The organism is Acinetobacter sp. ACNIH2 (assembly GCF_002934965.1).
In the GTDB taxonomy this organism is placed as follows: domain Bacteria; phylum Pseudomonadota; class Gammaproteobacteria; order Pseudomonadales; family Moraxellaceae; genus Acinetobacter; species Acinetobacter tandoii.
On the sequence record NZ_CP026412.1, the window covers coordinates 3,653,274 to 3,671,450 of the forward strand.

Sequence of the window (18,177 nt, forward strand, 5' to 3'; positions counted from 1 at the left end):
AATTAAATGGTGGCAACCCTACCAGCAAAGCTTCGGCACATCACAATTCTACTACCGTTGCTACCTTCCGGTCCTGGCGGGGTTCGCAGAGTGCAATTGCGAAGTAACCGGCAGGGCTACCATTGCAAGAACAGAGTATAGAGATTTTTACTCAAGTTGCAAGCCTTTAATCTAAATTAATATAGCTAAGCTATTCATTTGATTATTTAAAATACAAAAATACTAATTTATGACATTTTTCTTCGACATGCAGGATAAGTTTACCTTAAACATACGACAAGATTGTAAACACTTATTGCTTTTCTCTACTTGAACATTTTAAATGTGTTCAAGATGAAATGAATAAAGCCACACAAACTCAAGGCTTTAAGCAAGTAATACAAAATGGATATGTTTTTATGATGCAATATAAGCATGCAATTTATGCACTTACCTTACTCAGCACCAGTTCTATTTTTGCCAACGTCCCAATTGAAACTCGCGGTTTAAGTCAAAACGATTCTGGTTCTAACTATGGCTCAACTTCAACCAATACCCCTGTTGCAGAGGCCAGTGTACCAACCAACATCAATTGGCAACTGATGCAGAAAAATCAGCAACTTGAAAATGATATTAGAAGTCTGCGTGGGCGTATTGAAGAACAAGAAAATACGATTGAGCAACTTAAAAATGATCTAAACAACCGCTATACCGACCTAGATCAACGTTTAGAATTATTACAGCAAAAGGTTGATCCTGACAGTGCCACCCAAACGGAGGATAATCAACAAGATACTTCTCCCAGCACCACCACATCAACCACTGCTCCAGCAGTAAATAATGTAAGTAATCCCGCACCCGTAGCAACTAACTCAACTAAAGCTACAAACATAGATACAACAACTACAGCAAACACTCAACAACAAACCCCAGATTTGGAAAAAGCCGCTTACACAGTCGCACTAGATGCATATAAACAAGGTGGTGCGAAAAAAGCGATTGCTCCAATGCAAAACTTTATCAAAAACCATCCCAATAGCATTTATATTAGTAATGCATATTTTTGGTTAGCAGAATTCAACTTAGCCATAGAACCTACTAACTATACCGAAGCCAAGCGAAATTATAATATTGTAGTCAACCAGTACCCTCAATCTTCCAAAGCTTCACGAGCACTTTATCAACTGTATAGCATAGCCAAAGATGTTGACCGTAATACAGCTTTGGCAACTCAATACAAAGCAAAGCTCTTAAAACAATATCCAAAAAGCGAAGAAGCAGGCTATTTCAAAAAGTAAAAAAAAGACACCTTAAGGTGTCTTTTTTTTACAATCAATTAACGCACAATACCGCGTTCAGACTGTTCCAGAGAATCAATTAACAATTGAGCTTCAGCCACCGTAGGTAAAATCTCCTGACGGATACGCTCAATAGCTTCAACTGTCGTTAAACCTTCTTTATAAATAAGTTTAAACGCTGTACGCAAGCCTTGAATAACCTCTTTAGACCAACCTTTGCGGCGCATGCCTTCCACATTCATTGCAAAAGCATGTGCAGGATTACCAGAAGCCATTACATAAGCAGGCACGTCTTTCAGAATTAAAGATGCACCGCCGATCATGCTAAATGAAGCAAGTTTACAGAACTGATGGATACCTGAGTTTCCACCAACAATAACGTAATCACCAATATGAACGTGACCCGCTACCCCTACATTATTAGCAAAAATATTATGATCACCTACCATGCAATCGTGTGCAATATGGGTATTTACCATCAATAAGTTATGACTACCAATTTTGGTCAAGCTTTGGTCTTGCACAGTACCACGATGTAAACTGCAATGTTCACGAATTGAGTTGTGATCACCAATTTCCAACCAGGTTTCTTCACCTTGATATTTTAGGTCTTGACATACTTCGCCAATACTCGCGAACTGGAAAATTTCATTGTTTTTACCAATACGCGTGTAACCTCCAACTACAACATGTGAGTGAAGTTTTGTACCAGCTCCAATTGTGACCTGTGGACCAATAATACAATAGGGCCCAATTTGTACATCTGGAGCAATTACTGCTGATGAGTCAATAATAGCGGTTGGATGAATGAATTCGTTATTGCTCATGCCTGCTCTATACTTTCTGATGATAAACCATAATTTCCGCGGTTGTCGCAACTACGCCGTCAACAGTGGCAATACAATTATATTTGTAAATACCACGTTTTTGCATAATCAGCTCAGATTTTAATACAAGTTGGTCACCCGCAACCACTTGTTTTTTAAATCTTACCTTCTCTGCACCTGCAAAAAGGAACAAAGAACCTTCACTTGGTTTCTCATTGTTCATAATAAAGCCCAAAATACCTGAAACTTGAGCCAAGGCTTCAACAATTAATACACCAGGCATAATTGGGTAATTCGGGAAATGTCCTTGCAAGAACTCTTCATTAATTGAAACGTTTTTATAACCCACAATCCCATTATCAGTTACATCAACAATGCGATCAACCAATAAGAATGGATAACGGTGTGGTAAATATTCACGAATTTGCTGAATATGCATTGGCAATTCTGGTTTCGTAAATGATAGTAAAGTCGACTCAGTCATCATATTTCTATTTACGCAATTTAAAAGTTGATTCAAGGGACTCAATTTGAGTCTGCATATGATCAAGTCGTTTGACTAATTGGGTCAATGGCACATCTGCTAATTGTCGAAGCCTTACAACTGTACGCTTCCATTGCGGTGTTTCAAATAATCCCGTACCACCAGAATAACTTCCCGCTTCGTAAATATTATTTGTGACCATTGACATTCCTGTAATTGTCACATTATCAGCAATTGAAATGTGTCCAACTACCCCACAACCACCTGCAAGGATACAGTTTTTGCCAATTGTTGTACTACCTGCAATTCCACTCTTTGCGGCAATTGCAGTATTTTCACCAATTTTAACGTTATGTGCGATTTGCACAAGGTTATCAATCTTAACACCATGTTCCAAAATGGTATCATCCAAAGCACCGCGATCGACACTACAATTTGAACCAATTCGAACATCATTTCCAATTTGAACGGAACCTAATTGAGCAATACGATGCCATTTACCTTGATAAGGTGCAAAACCAAAACCCTCTCCACCAATCACTGTATTGGCATGGATACGCACACGATCACCAATTTTACATGCGCCTGTTAATGTCACATGCGAATCAATAAATCCATCTTTACCAATTTCCACATCATCATCAATGCGTACATGCGGTTGAATTACAGTGTTATCACCAACCACGCAATGTGCACCAATCACAACGTAATGACCAATATAAGCCGAATCTGAAATAATTGCTGAAGGATGAATCTGTGCAGTACTTTCTATACCAACATCATAATGCTTTTTCTCAAACACATGAGTGAGAATTGCAAAAGCAAGATATGGATTGGGAACAAGAATAAAGTTTTGATGGCTATGCAATTTTTCTTGTAAAGCCTGAGTGACAATAAGAGCACCCGCTTTTGATGCAAGCGCCTTATCTAAATACTTTTCATCTGTCACAAAGGAAATATTTTGTGCAGATGCTGCATCGAGGCTCGCCAAACCTTGAATAACAAGATTGGATTGACCTATACACTCGCCTTGAACAAGACGAGCAAGGTCTTCTAAACTTTTTTTGTTAAGATTCATTGATTACTTAATTGCATTAACCTTTTGAATCATTTTATCAGTTAAATCGTACTTAGCGTCATAGGCAAGTGCAGAGTTTTTGTTCAACACTACATCTAAACCACCTTCTTTACGCAGTTGCTCAGCAACTTGCTTAATACGAGAATCCAATGTCTTGTTCATTACTTGCAAAGACGCTTGAACTTTACCTTGCAGACCTTGTTGAATACCATTTAGCTCGTTTAGCTTAGTTTGGTATTCCGCACTCATTTTCTGCATTTCAGCCTCAGAAAGCTTACTTGTCTGAGCCTTTTGTTTCATTGCCTCAAGCTCTTTACCTAACTGCTCTAAACGAGTGGTTTGCGGCTTAATTGACTGTTGAAGCGTTGCATTCTGTGCTTTGAGATAAGTACTATTTTCTACTACCTGCTCTAGGTCTACCACGCCATAGCCTGAAGCATGGACCATTGAACTGAGTGAAATGCTAGTAAAAGCCAATGCCTTGATTATTTTACGCATTTATTAAGCCTTATTGTATATTGTCTTTGGTTTAAGAAAGATCGTACTTAGAAAGTACGACCGATTTCAAATTGAAGCTCTTTAGTTTCATCGCCTTGTTTGTCATTTAGCGGGAAGGCATAACTTAACGACAATGGACCAATCATGGTAATCCAGGTAAAGCCTACACCCACGCTATAACGCATATTACCTAAGTCAAAACCATATTCATCTTTACATGTTTTCTTTGCAGCTTCTGTACTAAACACATCACATTGAGTATCAAAGACTTGTGCACCTTCAGCAAACAATACTGGGCGGACTTGGCGTGTCCAATCACCTTTAAATGGTAAAGGTAAAGCCAACTCAGTACCAAATTGAACTAGAGCATTACCACCCACTTCTTCTGGTGATGGGTCTTTTTGCTTCGTTTCACTATAGTAAACACCATCATACTTTGGCCCTAGAGTACTGTTGTCATAACCACGTACCGATCCATAGCCACCTGCATAAAAGTTTTTATAGAAAGGTAAGTCATTACCGTAACCCAACTTACCATAACCACGCAGAACAAAGTCCTTACCTAACGGCAAAAATGCCTGTGCATCGTAAGTAATTTTTTGGTACTCAACATCACTACCCGGTAATGCAATTTCAGCATTGACGCGGTGAGACTGACCCGTTGTAGGGAACACTGGACGGTTCAGTGTATTGTATGACCAACCGAGTGTTAGGTTGTATGTAAGGAAATCACCTGTAAATTCAGATTCATATGGATCAGAGGTTTTACCATCAGGACAAACATAAGTGTTTGTATCTGGATCTAATACCTGATCAACAGTACAGTAAGTTGCTGTATTTTTGACTTTACCACCATGTGCTTTTAAATAGTCACGCACATAAGTCGACACATAAGGACCTGTCGTTACATCAGTTTGATCAATATTTAAACCCGCACTAACGCTTTGGTTTTCATCAATTGGATAACCAAAATTGATACCCCCACCAAAACTATCCGTCACATAGTTGTTAACGTTATAGTCACTATTTAATTTGGTTTTACGGTAGTACATGTTGTAGCCACGACGCACACCATCAATGGTGAAGTATGGGTCGGTTACACTGAGATTGTAGTAGTCTTGAGTTTCTGAACGAGACAAATCGATTGCAACACTATTACCCGTCCCCATAAAGTTGGTTTGGCTTAATCCAGCTTGGAATGTAACACCACCACTTTGTGAATAACCCACTGCCAAGGTACTTGTACCTGAATGTTGTTCTTCAACACTCACATTCAAATCGACCTGATCAGGCATACTTGGAATACGCGTCGGTTTAATATCAACCGTTTTAAAATAGCCAGTACGCTCTAAACGCACTTTAGACAAATCAATTTTTTCGTTACTTGCTAAAGCACCTTCCATTTGACGCATTTCACGACGTAATACCTCATCAGAAGTTTTGGTATTACCTGTGAAATTAATACGACGTACAGTCACTTGCTGACCTGGATTGATATAGTAATTTAGATCGACTTGTCGTGTTTCATTATTAATTTGCGGAACAACATTCACTTCCGCATAGTAATAACCTGCATTACCGTATTTACGTAACAACAATTGCTTTACAGCATTTACTTTTTCTTGTGAATAAGTCGAGCCATCCTTATAAATCTGCATCGCCTTCAATTCTTCAGGCTTATATAATGCATCTCCTAAAAATTTAGATTCACCAAACTTAAATTGCTGACCTTCATTGACAGAAACCTCAATAAAAATTCGCTTTTTGTCTTCACTTAAGTTCAAGCTAGAATTAGTAATATCAAAGTTGATATAACCTGCATTTAAATATAAAGCACGTAACGCCTCTAAGCTTGCAGCCATTTTTTCACGTGCATAACGGTCATTACGTGAAACAATTGAACTCCAACTGCTTTCTTTTACAGCAAAAGCTTGTTGAATATCACTATCGCTGAAAACGGTGTTTCCAATAACATTAATATCGACAACTTTAGCAGCCTTACCCTCATTAAACTCGAGTAATAAATCTACACGGTTATTGGGTTTTGCTGTAGTTGTCACTTTTACATCAGCATCATAACGACCTTGCTGAACATATTGTTGCTCTAATTCAGACTCAACTGTTTGAAGTGTTGATTTTTTTAACACTTCACCTTCAGCCAAACCCATTTTTTTCAAGCCTTCTTCCAAAGCTTCTTTGGGAATAAGTTTATTGCCTTTCAGCTCAACTTTAGATATAAGCGGACGCTCAATCACTTTAAATACAAGCGTATCGCCTTCTTTCGATGCCTTAATGTCATCAAACATGCCTGAAGCATACAATGCACGAATTGAATTCGAAATAGCCTGATCATCAACACGATCACCACTATGTACTGGCAACATGGTATACACATTGGCAGGAGTTAAACGAACGAGTCCATCAATTTTTATATCACGGACAATAAATTCATCCGCTGCATATACTTGTTGTACTGCTGCCATAGCACTAACCAGTGCCAAAGGCATAAATAAATGTGTGTGCTGCATGCCAGTCTTTTCCGATGTTAATTTCAAAGCGACGTTGTTATAAACGCATAAAGTCATTAAATAATGCAAGGAGCATCATGCTACCCAGCAGTACCATACCAATTTTTAAACCAACCAATTGTATTTGTTCAGAAACAGGTTTACCACGAATCAATTCCACAAAGTAGTACACTAAATGCCCACCATCCAACATAGGAATCGGCAATAAGTTTAATATTCCTAAACTAACACTCATCAATGCCATAAAAGAAATAAACGTTTGCCATCCCATTTCAGCACTTTGTCCAGCGACTTTTGCAATCGTAATTGGACCCGATAAGTTTTCCAAACCAATTAAACCACGAACCATCTTAACGATAGAGTTCAAAATCATGGTACTGATTTGCCCTGTCTTATCAAGCGCTTTTCCAAATGCTTCTACAGGGCCATATTGAATCGTTTGCTTATATTCCTCAGGAATGACCACTTGACCAGGATTGTTTTGCACACCAAGCACACCAGACACGTTACCCATGTTGTCTCGCTTACCTTGAGGCATCACTTCTAAATGCACCAACTGATTTTGTCTTAATACATCAATTTTGAGTAGTTTTTCAGGTGAGGCTTGAACTACCTCAACAACATCAAACCAATCTTTCATTTTTACGCCATCAATTGCAACTATCTGATCACCCGCTTTCATTCCCTGTCGAATCGCTGCACCATCTTCACTTAACTTCATGACGGTTGCAGGAATATACGGGCGATATGGAATAAAGCCCAAACTATCCAATGGCGATTGATTTTGATCTTTTAAGAAATTCTGAATAGGAAGCTCAAAAGACTTTGCTTGACCATTTCGATCTGCTTCAATCTGAATGACCCCCGATTCGCCAGCACGATCAACCAAAGCAAAATTCAATTGCTCCCAAGTTGAGGTTTTAGCGCCATCAACAGCTGTAATCTTGTCACCGACCTGCATTTGGGCAGTTGCGGCAGGTGAATTCACCAAGACCTTACCCACACGTGTATTTAATTGTTCTTGTGCAGGTAAAAATAGCACCCAAAATAATAACACTGCAAAAATAAGATTGATCAGCGGTCCTGCGGCTACAATCGCAATACGCTTCCATGGATGTTGACGGTTAAATGCATAAGGTAAATCAGCTTCCGCCACATTACCTTCACGCTCATCCAACATTTTGACATAGCCACCTAAAGGCAAAGCAGACAATTGATATTGAATACCTGACTTCTTAGATGTCCATTTCAACACAGTTGGCCCAAAGCCAATCGAATAAACCAAAACTTTAACGCCGAGTTTACGTGCTACAAAATAATGTCCGAACTCATGAATCGCGATAAGAGGCCCGAGCAATAAAATTGCTGCAACAATAATAAACAAGGCATTCATTTTAGCTTCCTTTACTGCTTACAAACTGCTGAGCAATAGATCTGGCAGTTGAGTCCACTTGTAAGATTAAATCTATTGAATCCGCAGAACCATTTTCAACTTGATTCAACGTATGTTCAACCACCACAGGAATATCGGTAAAACCAATCTGTTTTTGCAAGAAAGATGCCACCGCTATTTCATTTGCTGCATTTAAAACTGTAGGAGCCAAGCCACCCGCTTGGATAGATTGGCGAGCCAAGGTTAAAGCAGGAAAGCGCGTTGTATCTGGCTCTTGAAAATCAAGCTGATGGTTTACGAATAAATCCAAAGCTGGAACATGGGTATTAATACGCTTAGGCCAAGCTAAAGCATGAGCAATTGGAGTACACATATCCGGATTCCCCATTTGCGCCAAAGTTGAACCATCAACATATTGCACCATGGAGTGAATAATACTCTGTGGATGAACAACAATTGTTACAAAATGTTCTGAAATTGCAAAAAGATGACACGCTTCGATTAATTCAAGCCCCTTATTCATCAAAGTCGCAGAATCAACAGAAATCTTCTGCCCCATAGACCAGTTAGGGTGCTTACAGGCCTGTTCAGGTGTAACACTTTTCAACTCTTCTAGAGAATGATGAAGAAATGGCCCACCAGATGCTGTTAATAAAACACGCGAAACACCCAGTTTAGGCTGACCATTACGTTCTACATTCAAATATTGTTCAGGTAGACATTGGAAAATTGCATTGTGCTCAGAGTCTACGGGCAATAATAAGGCTTGATGCTCCCGAGCAGCCTGCATCATCAAATCACCAGACATGACCAAGGCTTCTTTATTGGCAAGCAGTACTCGCTTACCCGCTTTAACCGCGGCCAAAGTTGGCAATAGGCCCGCCGCTCCGACAATTGCAGCCATCACCACATCGACATCGGGATGACGAGCAACTGCTTCTAAGCCCGCTTCATCAAATAAAATTTCGATATCATTAATATTTTCTTGCGCAAAGCTTTGTCGTAACTCTCGCTCTTTGGCAGATGGAATAACCACAATTTTGGGGCGATACTGTTTGCAAATCTGCACCAATTCTTGAATTCGACTGTATGCCGTTATTGCAAAAACAGAATAATCTTCAGGATGCTGTTGCAGTATTTTTAAGGTACTTTGCCCAATAGAACCCGTTACACCTAAGATACAAACTGCTTGTGACATTTACAAATCTACGCCAATTAGTTTTAACACATACATCCCCGCAGCAAATATTGGCGCTGCAGAAAGCAAAGAATCAATACGGTCTAATACACCGCCATGCCCAGGTAAGATTCGACCAGAATCCTTAATTCCCGCTCGGCGTTTAATCATGGACTCAAACAAGTCTCCCAAGACTGAACTAAACACAGTGACTATAGAGAGAATCAGGAACAAAATATGTTGCGCTAACGTTAAGTCTAGATATAAAACTTCAACAACAATTACAATCAACATTGAGGTTAAAATGCCACCATACAACCCTTCAACGGATTTATTTGGACTTACATCTGGCGCAAGTTTTTTCTTACCCAATTTACGCCCAACAAAGTATGCACCACTGTCTGCTCCCCAAACCAACAAGAACAGATACATTAACCACCATGGAGAACTCACCCATAGCGCGAAAATTGCTGTTACGGCAGCAGAAACTAAAATAAATCCTGAAAAATAGAGACTGTTATTATACCAACCATCGTATTCTGGATAATTTTTTACCCAATAAACACTGACTAACCAAGATAAAATGGATGCACACCATAATAAAAGTGCAATATCTTTAAAATACAAAGCCAAAGTTGCCAATGCAGCAGTAACAATACCGTAGCACCATGCAAAAGGCTTAATAATATGATTTGTTTTTCTCGGCATGAGCTTAAACCACTCATAACCAGCAACCCCAGCGGCAACAATCATCAGCATCAACATTGGATACTGAGATTGAGTAGCAAACATACAACTAAGTACAACTGCCACCAATACCAAGGCGGTAATAATCCGCTCTAACATTTATTAATTCTCAAATTTATCTTGTTGAATTTGCTCAGATGTTTTACCAAAACGACGTTCACGCCCTGCAAAAACCTCAAGTGCATGATCAAACTCTTGCACACCAAATTCAGGCCACAAAGTTTCAGTAAAATATAATTCTGCATACGCGGCTTGCCAAAGCAAGAAATTCGACAGTCGATAATCACCGCCTGTACGAATCAGTAAATCAACAGCTGGTAAATCCGACAAACTAATATACTGCCCCATAAGCTCGGCATTAATTTGATTCACTTCCAGCTTACCAGCTTTGACTTCCTGAGCAATTTGTTGCGCAGCTTGTGCCATATCCCACATGCCACCATAACTTACCGCAATGGTTAAAGTCATTTGAGTGAACTTAGCAGTCCTTTGCTCAGCATGCAACATTAACTCACGTAAATGCGGAGACAAACGAGAACGGTCACCGATAAATCTTAAAGCGATTTCAAATTTTTCCATGCGCGGGATTTGCTCATGAATTGTTTCTTCCAACAAATTCATCAGCAAATCCACCTCATACTGAGGTCTGTTCCAATTTTCGCTTGAAAATGCAAAAACGGTTAATGCTTGAATCTTTCTTTTTCGACAATGCTCAACAATTGGATCAAGGACATTTTTACCTTTACGGTGTCCCGCACCCTTTTGCATCTGCATTTTTTTGGCAAAACGATTGTTGCCATCCATAATGATGGCAACATGTTTTGGAAGATGTGTAGTGTCTTCAGATGTGGTCATTAATTTTAGACCTTCATCAATTCAGCTTCTTTTGCAGCCAAACGCTTTTCAACTTCAGCAACGAACTTATCAGTGATTTTTTGGATATCTTCACCCGCACGGCGCTCATCATCTTCAGAAATTTCTTTTTCTTTCAACAATGCTTTGATATCACCCAACACATCACGACGAATGTTACGAATTGCTACTTTTGCATTTTCAGCTTCATTACGTGCAACTTTCTGCATGTCACGACGTGTTTCTTCTGTCAATGCTGCCATTGGCACACGAATCGCATCTGCTGTAATAGGATTCAAACCTAAATCTGATTCGCGAATTGCTTTATCAATTGCCGCAACCATTGAACGTTCAAAAGGTTGAACTAAAAGTGTACGAGAATCCTCAACACCAACGTTGGCAACCTGATTTAAAGGCACATCAGAGCCATAGTAAGGAACCATTACACCGTTCAGAATGGATGGATGCGCTCGTCCAGTACGAACCTTTGCAAAACCATGTTCCAACGAGTCAAGTGACTTGTTCATACGGTCTTCTGCGTCTTTTTTAAGATCGTTAATCATATGATCTTCCTTACTTAATTCTAAAAGATGTCATTACTAAAATAGCGTGTAGTATAAAGAGCTTTCAGGCTCACGTACATTAGTTCGTAACGTGAGTCCCTTCTTTTTCACCCATAACCACTGAAAGCAACGCACCAGACTTGTTCATATCAAATACTTGAAGCGGTACATGATGGTCACGACACAAACAGATTGCAGTTAAATCCATGACACCCAACTTTTCATCCAACACTTGATCGAATGTTAAATTGTCGTATTTCACTGCATCATCAAATTTGCTTGGGTCTTTATTATAAACACCATCAACTTTAGTGGCTTTTAAGATGAGGCTAGCTTCAATTTCAATACCACGCAAACATGCTGCAGTATCTGTTGTAAAGAATGGGTTACCAGTACCTGCAACGAATACACATACCTCACCTTGAGTCAGGTGACGAATTGCATCACGGCTAGAATATGATTCCACCACAGTACCAATTGGCAATGCTGACATTAAACGTGTTTTAATGTTACGGCGTACCAATGCATCGCGCATAGCCAAACCATTCATAACAGTTGCCAACATACCCATTTGGTCACCCGTTACTCGGCCAACCAAACCATCTTTCTGTAGTTGACTACCACGGTATAAGTTACCACCACCAACAACAATACCCACCTGCACACCAAGGCCAACCAAATGTGCAATAGATAAAGACATTTGGTCTAATACTTGCGCATCAATACCCATGTCCTTGTTGCCCGCAAGCGCCTCACCTGAAAGCTTTAGCAAGATGCGTGAATAGCGTGGATTCTTTGAATCTGACATTCCAAACTCCAAATTAACTTAATTTCTATTTTTCTATATATGGATTTACTTAAGCCGATTTCACTCGAATCAACTTCGCAAACAAATCGTATTCATCTGCATCAGTAATTTCTACTTCAAGCAAATCGCCTGCTTTAATCAGATTCTTGTCGATATCTTCAACAAAGACATTCCCATCAATTTCAGGTGCATCCGCATATGAACGAGCTACTGCAACAGGAAATTCTTCTTCAAGATCATCAACCAAGACCATCATGACCTGACCAATACGCTTTTGTAGCTTAGCTGCTGAAATTTCCTGCTGAACTTCCATAAAACGTTCATAACGCTCTTGCTTAATTTCTTCAGGTACGTGATCTGGCAAATCGTTAGCCGTAGCACCTTCGACTGGTGAATAAGTAAAGCAACCCACACGGTCTAACTTCGCTTCTTTCAACCAATCCAGCAACATTTGGAAATCTTCTTCAGTTTCGCCTGGGAAACCGACCACAAATGTTGAACGAATCACCAATTCAGGACATTTTTCACGCCACAATTTCAGGCGCTCTAATGTGTTTTCACTATGGGCTGGTCGCTTCATCAATTTTAAGATGCGCGGACTGGCATGCTGAAAAGGAATATCTAAGTACGGTAAGATTTTACCCTGAGCCATTAAATCAATAACAGCATCTACATGCGGATATGGGTAAACATAGTGCAAACGAACCCAGATCCCTAATTGACCTAAGGCTTCACACATGTCATAAAATTTGGTTTTAACTGGCTGACCATTCCAGAAATCCAGTTTATATTTGGTATCTACACCATAAGCAGAGGTGTCTTGAGAAATCACCAATACTTCTTTTACGCCTGCACGTTTTAATGCAGCCGCTTCGTCAAGTACAGAACCAACTGGGCGTGATACCAAATCACCGCGCATACTTGGAATGATACAGAAGGTACAACGATGGTTACATCCTTCCGATATTTTTAAATAAGCATAATGTTTCGGGGTTAAACGAATGCCTTGCTCTGGCACTAAATCAATAAATGGATTGTGCTTTGGCGGTGCTGGTACATATTCATGTACTGCTTCCATGACATCCTGATAAGCTGCCGCGCCTGTGACTTTTAAGACATTTGGGTGCATTTCACGAATTTTATCTTCGTCTTTGCCTAAACAGCCTGTCACAATAACTTTACCATTGGCACTCATTGCTTCGCCAATCGCATCCAATGATTCTTGTACTGCAGATTCAATAAAACCACAGGTATTAACAACAACCAAATCGGCACCATCATAATCTGATGCCACATCATAACCTTCAGTCTTTAACTGAGTTAAAATTCGTTCAGAATCTACCAATGCCTTAGGACAACCTAAAGAAACAAAACCGACTTTGGGGGACTTCATGAATCTGCGCTCCACTAGAATGCGCGTATTGTAAGACTTTTCGATTGATAAAAATAGGTGGGAAGCCGACTCTTTATGTAATGCACCAAAATTAATCCACTGTTTGTCTTATATATTTACATTTGCACCATTTTGATACATTTTAAAAGTTAATTACTTAATATCTTCGGCCTACAATTTTAATAAAGTCCAATTTCGGCGCATTTTTTTAATAAAGGCTCAACTTTGACACCCTGAATTTAAAGTTGGCGTGCATTTTGCTTAATCTGCATCAATTGCGTTCCAATATTGGACTATTAATTGCTTTTTGAAGATGCCATTGCGCCATTTTAACACAGGATACCTTCGCTAATGGATCAACCACATACTATCGACTATCGCGTTTTGGTGGACAATTTGACCACCGCGATTTTGCTTGTCGACAGTAAACTTAATATTTTTTACTTAAACTCATCATGTGAATCTTTGTTTGATATGAGTTTATTACGAGCAAATGGGCAACCTGTCCTAAATTTGCTCCATATGCCAAATGATGAATTTAATACAGAAGAAGCATTATTTAACACTTTAGCAACTGGTCAGCCTTATACTCGTCGTGAAGCTACAATTAACGTCAACTTTAAAGACATTCATGTAGATTATACCGTTTCACAACTCAATGCAGGTAAACCCTACCACCCTTTACTGCTCATTGAACTTAATCCGATTGATCGGATGCTGAAAATCTCCAAAGAAGAAAATCTGATTCAACAACATCAAGTAGCTCGTCAATTAATTCGTGGGGTAGCCCATGAAATTAAAAACCCTTTAGGTGGGATTCGCGGTGCTACACAGCTTTTAGCTCGCAGTTTAAATAATCCAGAATACTCAGAGTTCACTGACATTATCATCAGTGAAGTTGATCGTTTGCGCAATCTTGCCGACACCATGTTGGGTTCTCGCCAATTACCAAGCTATGAACCAGTCAATGTACATGAGCCTTTAGAACGCGTTCGATCTCTGATTGCCAACCAGACCAAGAAAAAAATCAAGATCACACGTGATTACGATTTATCCTTACCTGAAGTTAAAGCAGATCGTGATCAATTGATTCAAGTCATGCTAAACATTAGCGTGAACGCAGTACAAGCCATGATGGAAAACAAAGATTTCTTTACCGAACATCAACCAGAACTGGTCTTAAGAACTCGAATTCAACGTCTTGTCACCATTAATGGTGTACTGAATCGCTCTGCGGTTCGTGTTGATATTGAAGATAATGGACCAGGCGTTCCTGAGGAAATTTTGGAATCTGTGTTCTACCCACTTGTGACCGGTCGTGCCAAAGGTACTGGTCTCGGCCTAAGCATTGCACAAAACATTATGCACCAACATAACGGAATGATTGAATGCCAATCTATTCCTGGAAAAACAGTATTTAGCTTATATTTACCTTGGGAGTCTAACCATGTCGCGAAATAAAATATGGGTAATTGATGATGATCGCGCCATGCGATGGGTACTTGAAAAAACATTCAAAGAAGAAGGTTTTGATGTTACTAGCTTTGAAGAAGCACAATCTGCTTTAGATCAACTGGCGACTGATGCACCTGATGTAATTCTTACCGACATTCGCATGCCGGGAATTGATGGTCTGACTTTTTTAGCTAAAGTTAAGAACAATTACCCAGACCTACCCGTCATTATTATGACCGCGCACTCCGATCTTGAATCGGCAGTGTCTAGTTATCAGACTGGTGCTTTTGAATATTTACCAAAACCTTTTGATATTGACGAAGCATTAGCACTGGTCAATCGAGCAATCTTGCATATCACCAAGTTACAACAACAAGAATCTGCAAAAATAGCATCACCTATTCAATCTACAGAAATTATTGGCGAATCTCCTGCCATGCAGGAAGTCTTCCGTGCGATTGGTCGTTTATCACAATCACACATCACTGTATTGATTAATGGTGAATCTGGCACAGGTAAAGAATTAGTTGCACATGCGCTACATCGCCACTCACCGCGTAGTAGTAAGCCATTTATTGCCTTAAATATGGCTGCAATTCCAAAAGATTTAATCGAAACTGAACTTTTTGGCCATGAAAAAGGCGCGTTTACTGGCGCCAATACGCAACGTCAAGGTCGTTTTGAACAAGCCAATGGCGGTACATTGTTCCTCGATGAAATTGGGGACATGCCTTTTGAAACTCAAACTCGTCTATTACGCGTCTTGGCGGATGGTGAGTTCTATCGCGTTGGCGGCCATATCCCTGTTAAGGTCGATGTCCGTATTGTGGCCGCAACCCACCAAGACCTTGAAAAATTAGTCAATGAAGGCCGCTTCCGTGAAGACTTGTATCACCGTCTTAACGTGATCCGCATTCATATTCCTAAACTGGCGCATCGTAGCGAAGATATTCCTATGCTGGCACAGCATTTCCTTGCACGTGCAGGCAAAGAACTTGGCGTTAGTCCAAAAATTCTACGTCCTGAGACACAGGAATATATGCAGCAACTTCCTTGGCCAGGTAATGTACGCCAATTGGAAAATACCTGCCGCTGGCTTACGGTCATGATTACAGGTCGTGAAGTTTATCCAGAAGATCTTCCATCTGAGCTAAAACAAATTCCAATTGAGAAAGCATCAGAACATGCGGCAACTCTACATTTTGACCGTATCTCATTACACCACTGGGATGAGTTACTCGGTCAATGGGCTATTCAGAAACTCAAAAATGGCGAAATGAAGATTCTTGACATTGCTACACCGATGTTTGAACGCACACTCATCAATGCTGCACTACAGCAAACGCGTGGTCGCAAACGCCATGCTGCTGAGCTTTTAGGTTGGGGACGAAATACTCTGACGCGTAAACTGAAAGAACTTGGTATGGATACAGCCGATGATGACATTGAAGAAGAAATTGAAGGCTAATCCTTAAATAAAAACAGCTCCATTAGGAGCTGTTTTTATTTTATCACTATGTTGCAAAACCAGTATAACGATACATATTCTCTACCCCCAATTCTGAACGCACCAAAATGGCATCATTAAACTCAACATTGAGGATTTCTTGAAATACATTTGCCGCTTCATCATCATGAATTTGATCTACAGAACGTGACATTTTTTCTTCAAAACGATCCGAGACAAATTCAAAGCCCAAATCCATTGCAATAAATAATGTATGTTCACATGGCTGGATATATTGTTCTTCCGTCCAATCTACAACAGCATGTTGGCATATAGGGCAACGAATATTCTCTTCTGCTGAATGTATTTCAATAATTTGCTGGTACATCTTTTATCAACTGTAATCTATTCTGTGCAGTCTAATAGATTCAACAGCAAAATTACATGAAAAGACACAGGATTTAAAATTGACAATATGCAACATTCACACTAAATTTTAGAAATTGTTGCATAAATGGAATTATAAATGTTATCCGACCTTGATGATTTTTATTGCTTTGCTTTAGTTGTAGAACATGGGGGCTTTAGTGCAGCAGAACGGGCGACCGACATCCCCAAGTCCAAACTGAGCCGTCGTGTCTATAATTTAGAAGAACGTCTTGGTGTACGCCTTATTCAACGCAGCTCACGTCATTTTGCAGTAACTGAAATTGGCATGAATGTCTATCGCCATGCCCAAGTCATGATGAATGCCGCACAAGCTGCTCATGATTTAGTCGATCATTTAAGCGTTGAACCACGTGGTGTCATTAAAGTCAGCTTACCTGTTTCGATTGCCCAAAACGAAATGACCAAAATTCTTCCTGGTTTTTTAAAAAAATACCCTGAGATTAAAGTTCAACTTTTGGTGAGTAATCGTCGTGTGGATGTGATTAATGAAGGGATCGACTTAGCTCTACGTGTCCGATCAAATCTTGATGATGATCCAAGCCTAATTTTAAGAAAATTTGAATTAATCGAACAACATCTCTTTGCCAGTCAAGCCTATTTAAATGAATTTGGTGAACTGAAACAACCTGAAGATTTGGCTCATCACCATATACTAAGTATGGTTGATGAACATCTTGATCAACAGATTATTGTTCATGACAATCAAAATCATCAGAAAAAAATTAAGGTAAATCCTGTTGTCATGGGTTCTGATTTAATGATGCTGGCACAGCTAGCTCGGCAGAACTGCGGTATTGCCTTATTGCCAGACTCGATTGCTCAGGACTATATCAAAACAGGTGAATTGGTCCGCGTCTTACCTGACTGGAAAGCACCTCATGGTATTTTCCATGCCGTCTACCCATCTCGCAGAGGACAACTTCCTGCGGTTCGGGTTTTTATTGATTACCTAGTTGAACATTTAGCACATAAACATAAGTAAGGATAAAAAAAAGCTTATCCGAGGAGGATAAGCTTGAAATAAGAAACTACAGCGAGAATCTTGGGATGCATTTTATATACAGCCCCTTATTCAATCAAAGACAAAAAAACGATTAATATTTTTACTTAATAATCACACAAAGCTGAAAAGATCTAGCTCAATGTAAGTTTTGATCGAAATTAGCTATTAATAAAGATGAATAAATGAGCAACTTAGAC

General features: G+C 39.6%; 17 protein-coding genes and 1 other RNA gene. 4 read left to right on the forward strand and 14 right to left on the reverse strand.

All coding sequences use genetic code 11. The features are described from left to right. Positions 1 to 16: 16 nt before the first annotated feature. An RNA gene (ffs, locus tag C3F34_RS17450) (signal recognition particle sRNA small type) lies at positions 17 to 113 on the reverse strand. A gap of 285 nt (positions 114 to 398) precedes the next feature. Here ffs and C3F34_RS17455 point away from each other — a divergent pair. After that, complete coding sequence (locus C3F34_RS17455; RefSeq protein WP_044740051.1) at positions 399 to 1,277, forward strand: YbgF trimerization domain-containing protein; 879 nt, start codon at positions 399 to 401, stop codon at positions 1,275 to 1,277. A gap of 38 nt (positions 1,278 to 1,315) precedes the next feature. Here C3F34_RS17455 and lpxA read toward each other — a convergent pair whose 3' ends face one another. The 12 genes from lpxA to rimO form a co-directional block, all read right to left on the reverse strand. Then, the gene (lpxA, locus tag C3F34_RS17460; protein ID WP_016167726.1) at positions 1,316 to 2,104 is read right to left on the reverse strand and encodes an acyl-ACP--UDP-N-acetylglucosamine O-acyltransferase; all 789 of its coding nucleotides are present in this window, start codon (positions 2,102 to 2,104) and stop codon (positions 1,316 to 1,318) included. Positions 2,105 to 2,111: 7 nt separating this feature from the next. Continuing rightward, positions 2,112 to 2,588, reverse strand: coding sequence for a 3-hydroxyacyl-ACP dehydratase FabZ (gene fabZ / locus C3F34_RS17465; protein WP_104442206.1), 477 nt, complete (start codon positions 2,586 to 2,588; stop codon positions 2,112 to 2,114). A gap of 7 nt (positions 2,589 to 2,595) precedes the next feature. After that, entirely contained in the window at positions 2,596 to 3,666 is a 1,071-nt protein-coding gene (gene lpxD, locus C3F34_RS17470) for a UDP-3-O-(3-hydroxymyristoyl)glucosamine N-acyltransferase (protein ID WP_044740010.1), read from the reverse strand. A gap of 3 nt (positions 3,667 to 3,669) precedes the next feature. Further along, positions 3,670 to 4,164 carry an OmpH family outer membrane protein gene (locus C3F34_RS17475; protein ID WP_104442207.1) on the reverse strand — a complete coding sequence of 165 codons (495 nt, stop codon included), beginning with the start codon at positions 4,162 to 4,164 and terminating at the stop codon, positions 3,670 to 3,672. Positions 4,165 to 4,211: 47 nt separating this feature from the next. Next, on the reverse strand, positions 4,212 to 6,692 hold the full coding sequence (gene bamA, locus C3F34_RS17480) for an outer membrane protein assembly factor BamA (RefSeq protein WP_044740052.1): 2,481 nt from the start codon (positions 6,690 to 6,692) through the stop codon (positions 4,212 to 4,214). 37 nt (positions 6,693 to 6,729) lie between these two features. Beyond that, positions 6,730 to 8,085: an RIP metalloprotease RseP gene (gene rseP, locus C3F34_RS17485; protein ID WP_104442208.1), complete on the reverse strand. Its 1,356-nt coding sequence runs from the start codon at positions 8,083 to 8,085 to the stop codon at positions 6,730 to 6,732. 1 nt (position 8,086) lies between these two features. After that, positions 8,087 to 9,283: a 1-deoxy-D-xylulose-5-phosphate reductoisomerase gene (gene ispC, locus C3F34_RS17490; protein ID WP_104442209.1), complete on the reverse strand. Its 1,197-nt coding sequence runs from the start codon at positions 9,281 to 9,283 to the stop codon at positions 8,087 to 8,089. Further along, positions 9,284 to 10,108, reverse strand: coding sequence for a phosphatidate cytidylyltransferase (locus C3F34_RS17495; RefSeq protein WP_016167719.1), 825 nt, complete (start codon positions 10,106 to 10,108; stop codon positions 9,284 to 9,286). It lies immediately after the preceding gene. A 3-nt stretch (positions 10,109 to 10,111) separates the two neighbouring features. Further along, a complete protein-coding gene (uppS, locus tag C3F34_RS17500; protein ID WP_044740014.1) occupies positions 10,112 to 10,864 on the reverse strand; it encodes a polyprenyl diphosphate synthase in 753 nt (250 codons plus the stop codon). Positions 10,865 to 10,869: 5 nt separating this feature from the next. After that, a complete protein-coding gene (frr, locus tag C3F34_RS17505; RefSeq protein ID WP_016167717.1) occupies positions 10,870 to 11,424 on the reverse strand; it encodes a ribosome recycling factor in 555 nt (184 codons plus the stop codon). Positions 11,425 to 11,503: 79 nt separating this feature from the next. Next, positions 11,504 to 12,232 carry a UMP kinase gene (pyrH, locus tag C3F34_RS17510; RefSeq protein ID WP_016167716.1) on the reverse strand — a complete coding sequence of 243 codons (729 nt, stop codon included), beginning with the start codon at positions 12,230 to 12,232 and terminating at the stop codon, positions 11,504 to 11,506. A gap of 49 nt (positions 12,233 to 12,281) precedes the next feature. Next, on the reverse strand, positions 12,282 to 13,625 hold the full coding sequence (gene rimO / locus C3F34_RS17515; protein WP_044740015.1) for a 30S ribosomal protein S12 methylthiotransferase RimO: 1,344 nt from the start codon (positions 13,623 to 13,625) through the stop codon (positions 12,282 to 12,284). A 351-nt stretch (positions 13,626 to 13,976) separates the two neighbouring features. On the opposite strand from rimO, the gene glnL reads away from it, so the two are divergent. Further along, positions 13,977 to 15,086, forward strand: a complete 1,110-nt coding sequence (gene glnL / locus C3F34_RS17520) for a nitrogen regulation protein NR(II) (protein WP_016167714.1) — start codon at positions 13,977 to 13,979, stop codon at positions 15,084 to 15,086. Continuing rightward, on the forward strand, positions 15,073 to 16,548 hold the full coding sequence (gene glnG, locus C3F34_RS17525; RefSeq protein ID WP_104442210.1) for a nitrogen regulation protein NR(I): 1,476 nt from the start codon (positions 15,073 to 15,075) through the stop codon (positions 16,546 to 16,548). Before glnL ends, glnG begins: the two co-directional genes overlap by 14 nt. A gap of 46 nt (positions 16,549 to 16,594) precedes the next feature. On the opposite strand, the gene C3F34_RS17530 is transcribed toward glnG, so the two are convergent. Further along, positions 16,595 to 16,915 carry a hypothetical protein gene (locus tag C3F34_RS17530; RefSeq protein ID WP_044740016.1) on the reverse strand — a complete coding sequence of 107 codons (321 nt, stop codon included), beginning with the start codon at positions 16,913 to 16,915 and terminating at the stop codon, positions 16,595 to 16,597. A 138-nt stretch (positions 16,916 to 17,053) separates the two neighbouring features. On the opposite strand from C3F34_RS17530, the gene C3F34_RS17535 reads away from it, so the two are divergent. Next, a complete protein-coding gene (locus C3F34_RS17535) occupies positions 17,054 to 17,959 on the forward strand; it encodes a LysR family transcriptional regulator (protein ID WP_016167711.1) in 906 nt (301 codons plus the stop codon). The last annotated feature ends 218 nt before the right edge of the window (positions 17,960 to 18,177 follow it).

What these genes read in the sequence shown, in the direction of transcription:
- C3F34_RS17455 (WP_044740051.1), top strand. Translation starts at nt 399, where the DNA reads ATGATGCAATATAAGCATGCAATTTATGCACTTACCTTACTCAGCACC.
- glnG (WP_104442210.1), top strand. Translation starts at nt 15,073, where the DNA reads ATGTCGCGAAATAAAATATGGGTAATTGATGATGATCGCGCCATGCGA.
- fabZ (WP_104442206.1), bottom strand. Translation starts at nt 2,588, where the DNA reads ATGACTGAGTCGACTTTACTATCATTTACGAAACCAGAATTGCCAATG.
- glnL (WP_016167714.1), top strand. Translation starts at nt 13,977, where the DNA reads ATGGATCAACCACATACTATCGACTATCGCGTTTTGGTGGACAATTTG.
- ispC (WP_104442209.1), bottom strand. Translation starts at nt 9,283, where the DNA reads ATGTCACAAGCAGTTTGTATCTTAGGTGTAACGGGTTCTATTGGGCAA.
- frr (WP_016167717.1), bottom strand. Translation starts at nt 11,424, where the DNA reads ATGATTAACGATCTTAAAAAAGACGCAGAAGACCGTATGAACAAGTCA.
- C3F34_RS17530 (WP_044740016.1), bottom strand. Translation starts at nt 16,915, where the DNA reads ATGTACCAGCAAATTATTGAAATACATTCAGCAGAAGAGAATATTCGT.
- lpxA (WP_016167726.1), bottom strand. Translation starts at nt 2,104, where the DNA reads ATGAGCAATAACGAATTCATTCATCCAACCGCTATTATTGACTCATCA.
- uppS (WP_044740014.1), bottom strand. Translation starts at nt 10,864, where the DNA reads ATGACCACATCTGAAGACACTACACATCTTCCAAAACATGTTGCCATC.
- C3F34_RS17495 (WP_016167719.1), bottom strand. Translation starts at nt 10,108, where the DNA reads ATGTTAGAGCGGATTATTACCGCCTTGGTATTGGTGGCAGTTGTACTT.
- C3F34_RS17535 (WP_016167711.1), top strand. Translation starts at nt 17,054, where the DNA reads ATGTTATCCGACCTTGATGATTTTTATTGCTTTGCTTTAGTTGTAGAA.
- C3F34_RS17475 (WP_104442207.1), bottom strand. Translation starts at nt 4,164, where the DNA reads ATGCGTAAAATAATCAAGGCATTGGCTTTTACTAGCATTTCACTCAGT.
- bamA (WP_044740052.1), bottom strand. Translation starts at nt 6,692, where the DNA reads ATGCAGCACACACATTTATTTATGCCTTTGGCACTGGTTAGTGCTATG.
- rseP (WP_104442208.1), bottom strand. Translation starts at nt 8,085, where the DNA reads ATGAATGCCTTGTTTATTATTGTTGCAGCAATTTTATTGCTCGGGCCT.
- rimO (WP_044740015.1), bottom strand. Translation starts at nt 13,625, where the DNA reads ATGAAGTCCCCCAAAGTCGGTTTTGTTTCTTTAGGTTGTCCTAAGGCA.
- pyrH (WP_016167716.1), bottom strand. Translation starts at nt 12,232, where the DNA reads ATGTCAGATTCAAAGAATCCACGCTATTCACGCATCTTGCTAAAGCTT.
- lpxD (WP_044740010.1), bottom strand. Translation starts at nt 3,666, where the DNA reads ATGAATCTTAACAAAAAAAGTTTAGAAGACCTTGCTCGTCTTGTTCAA.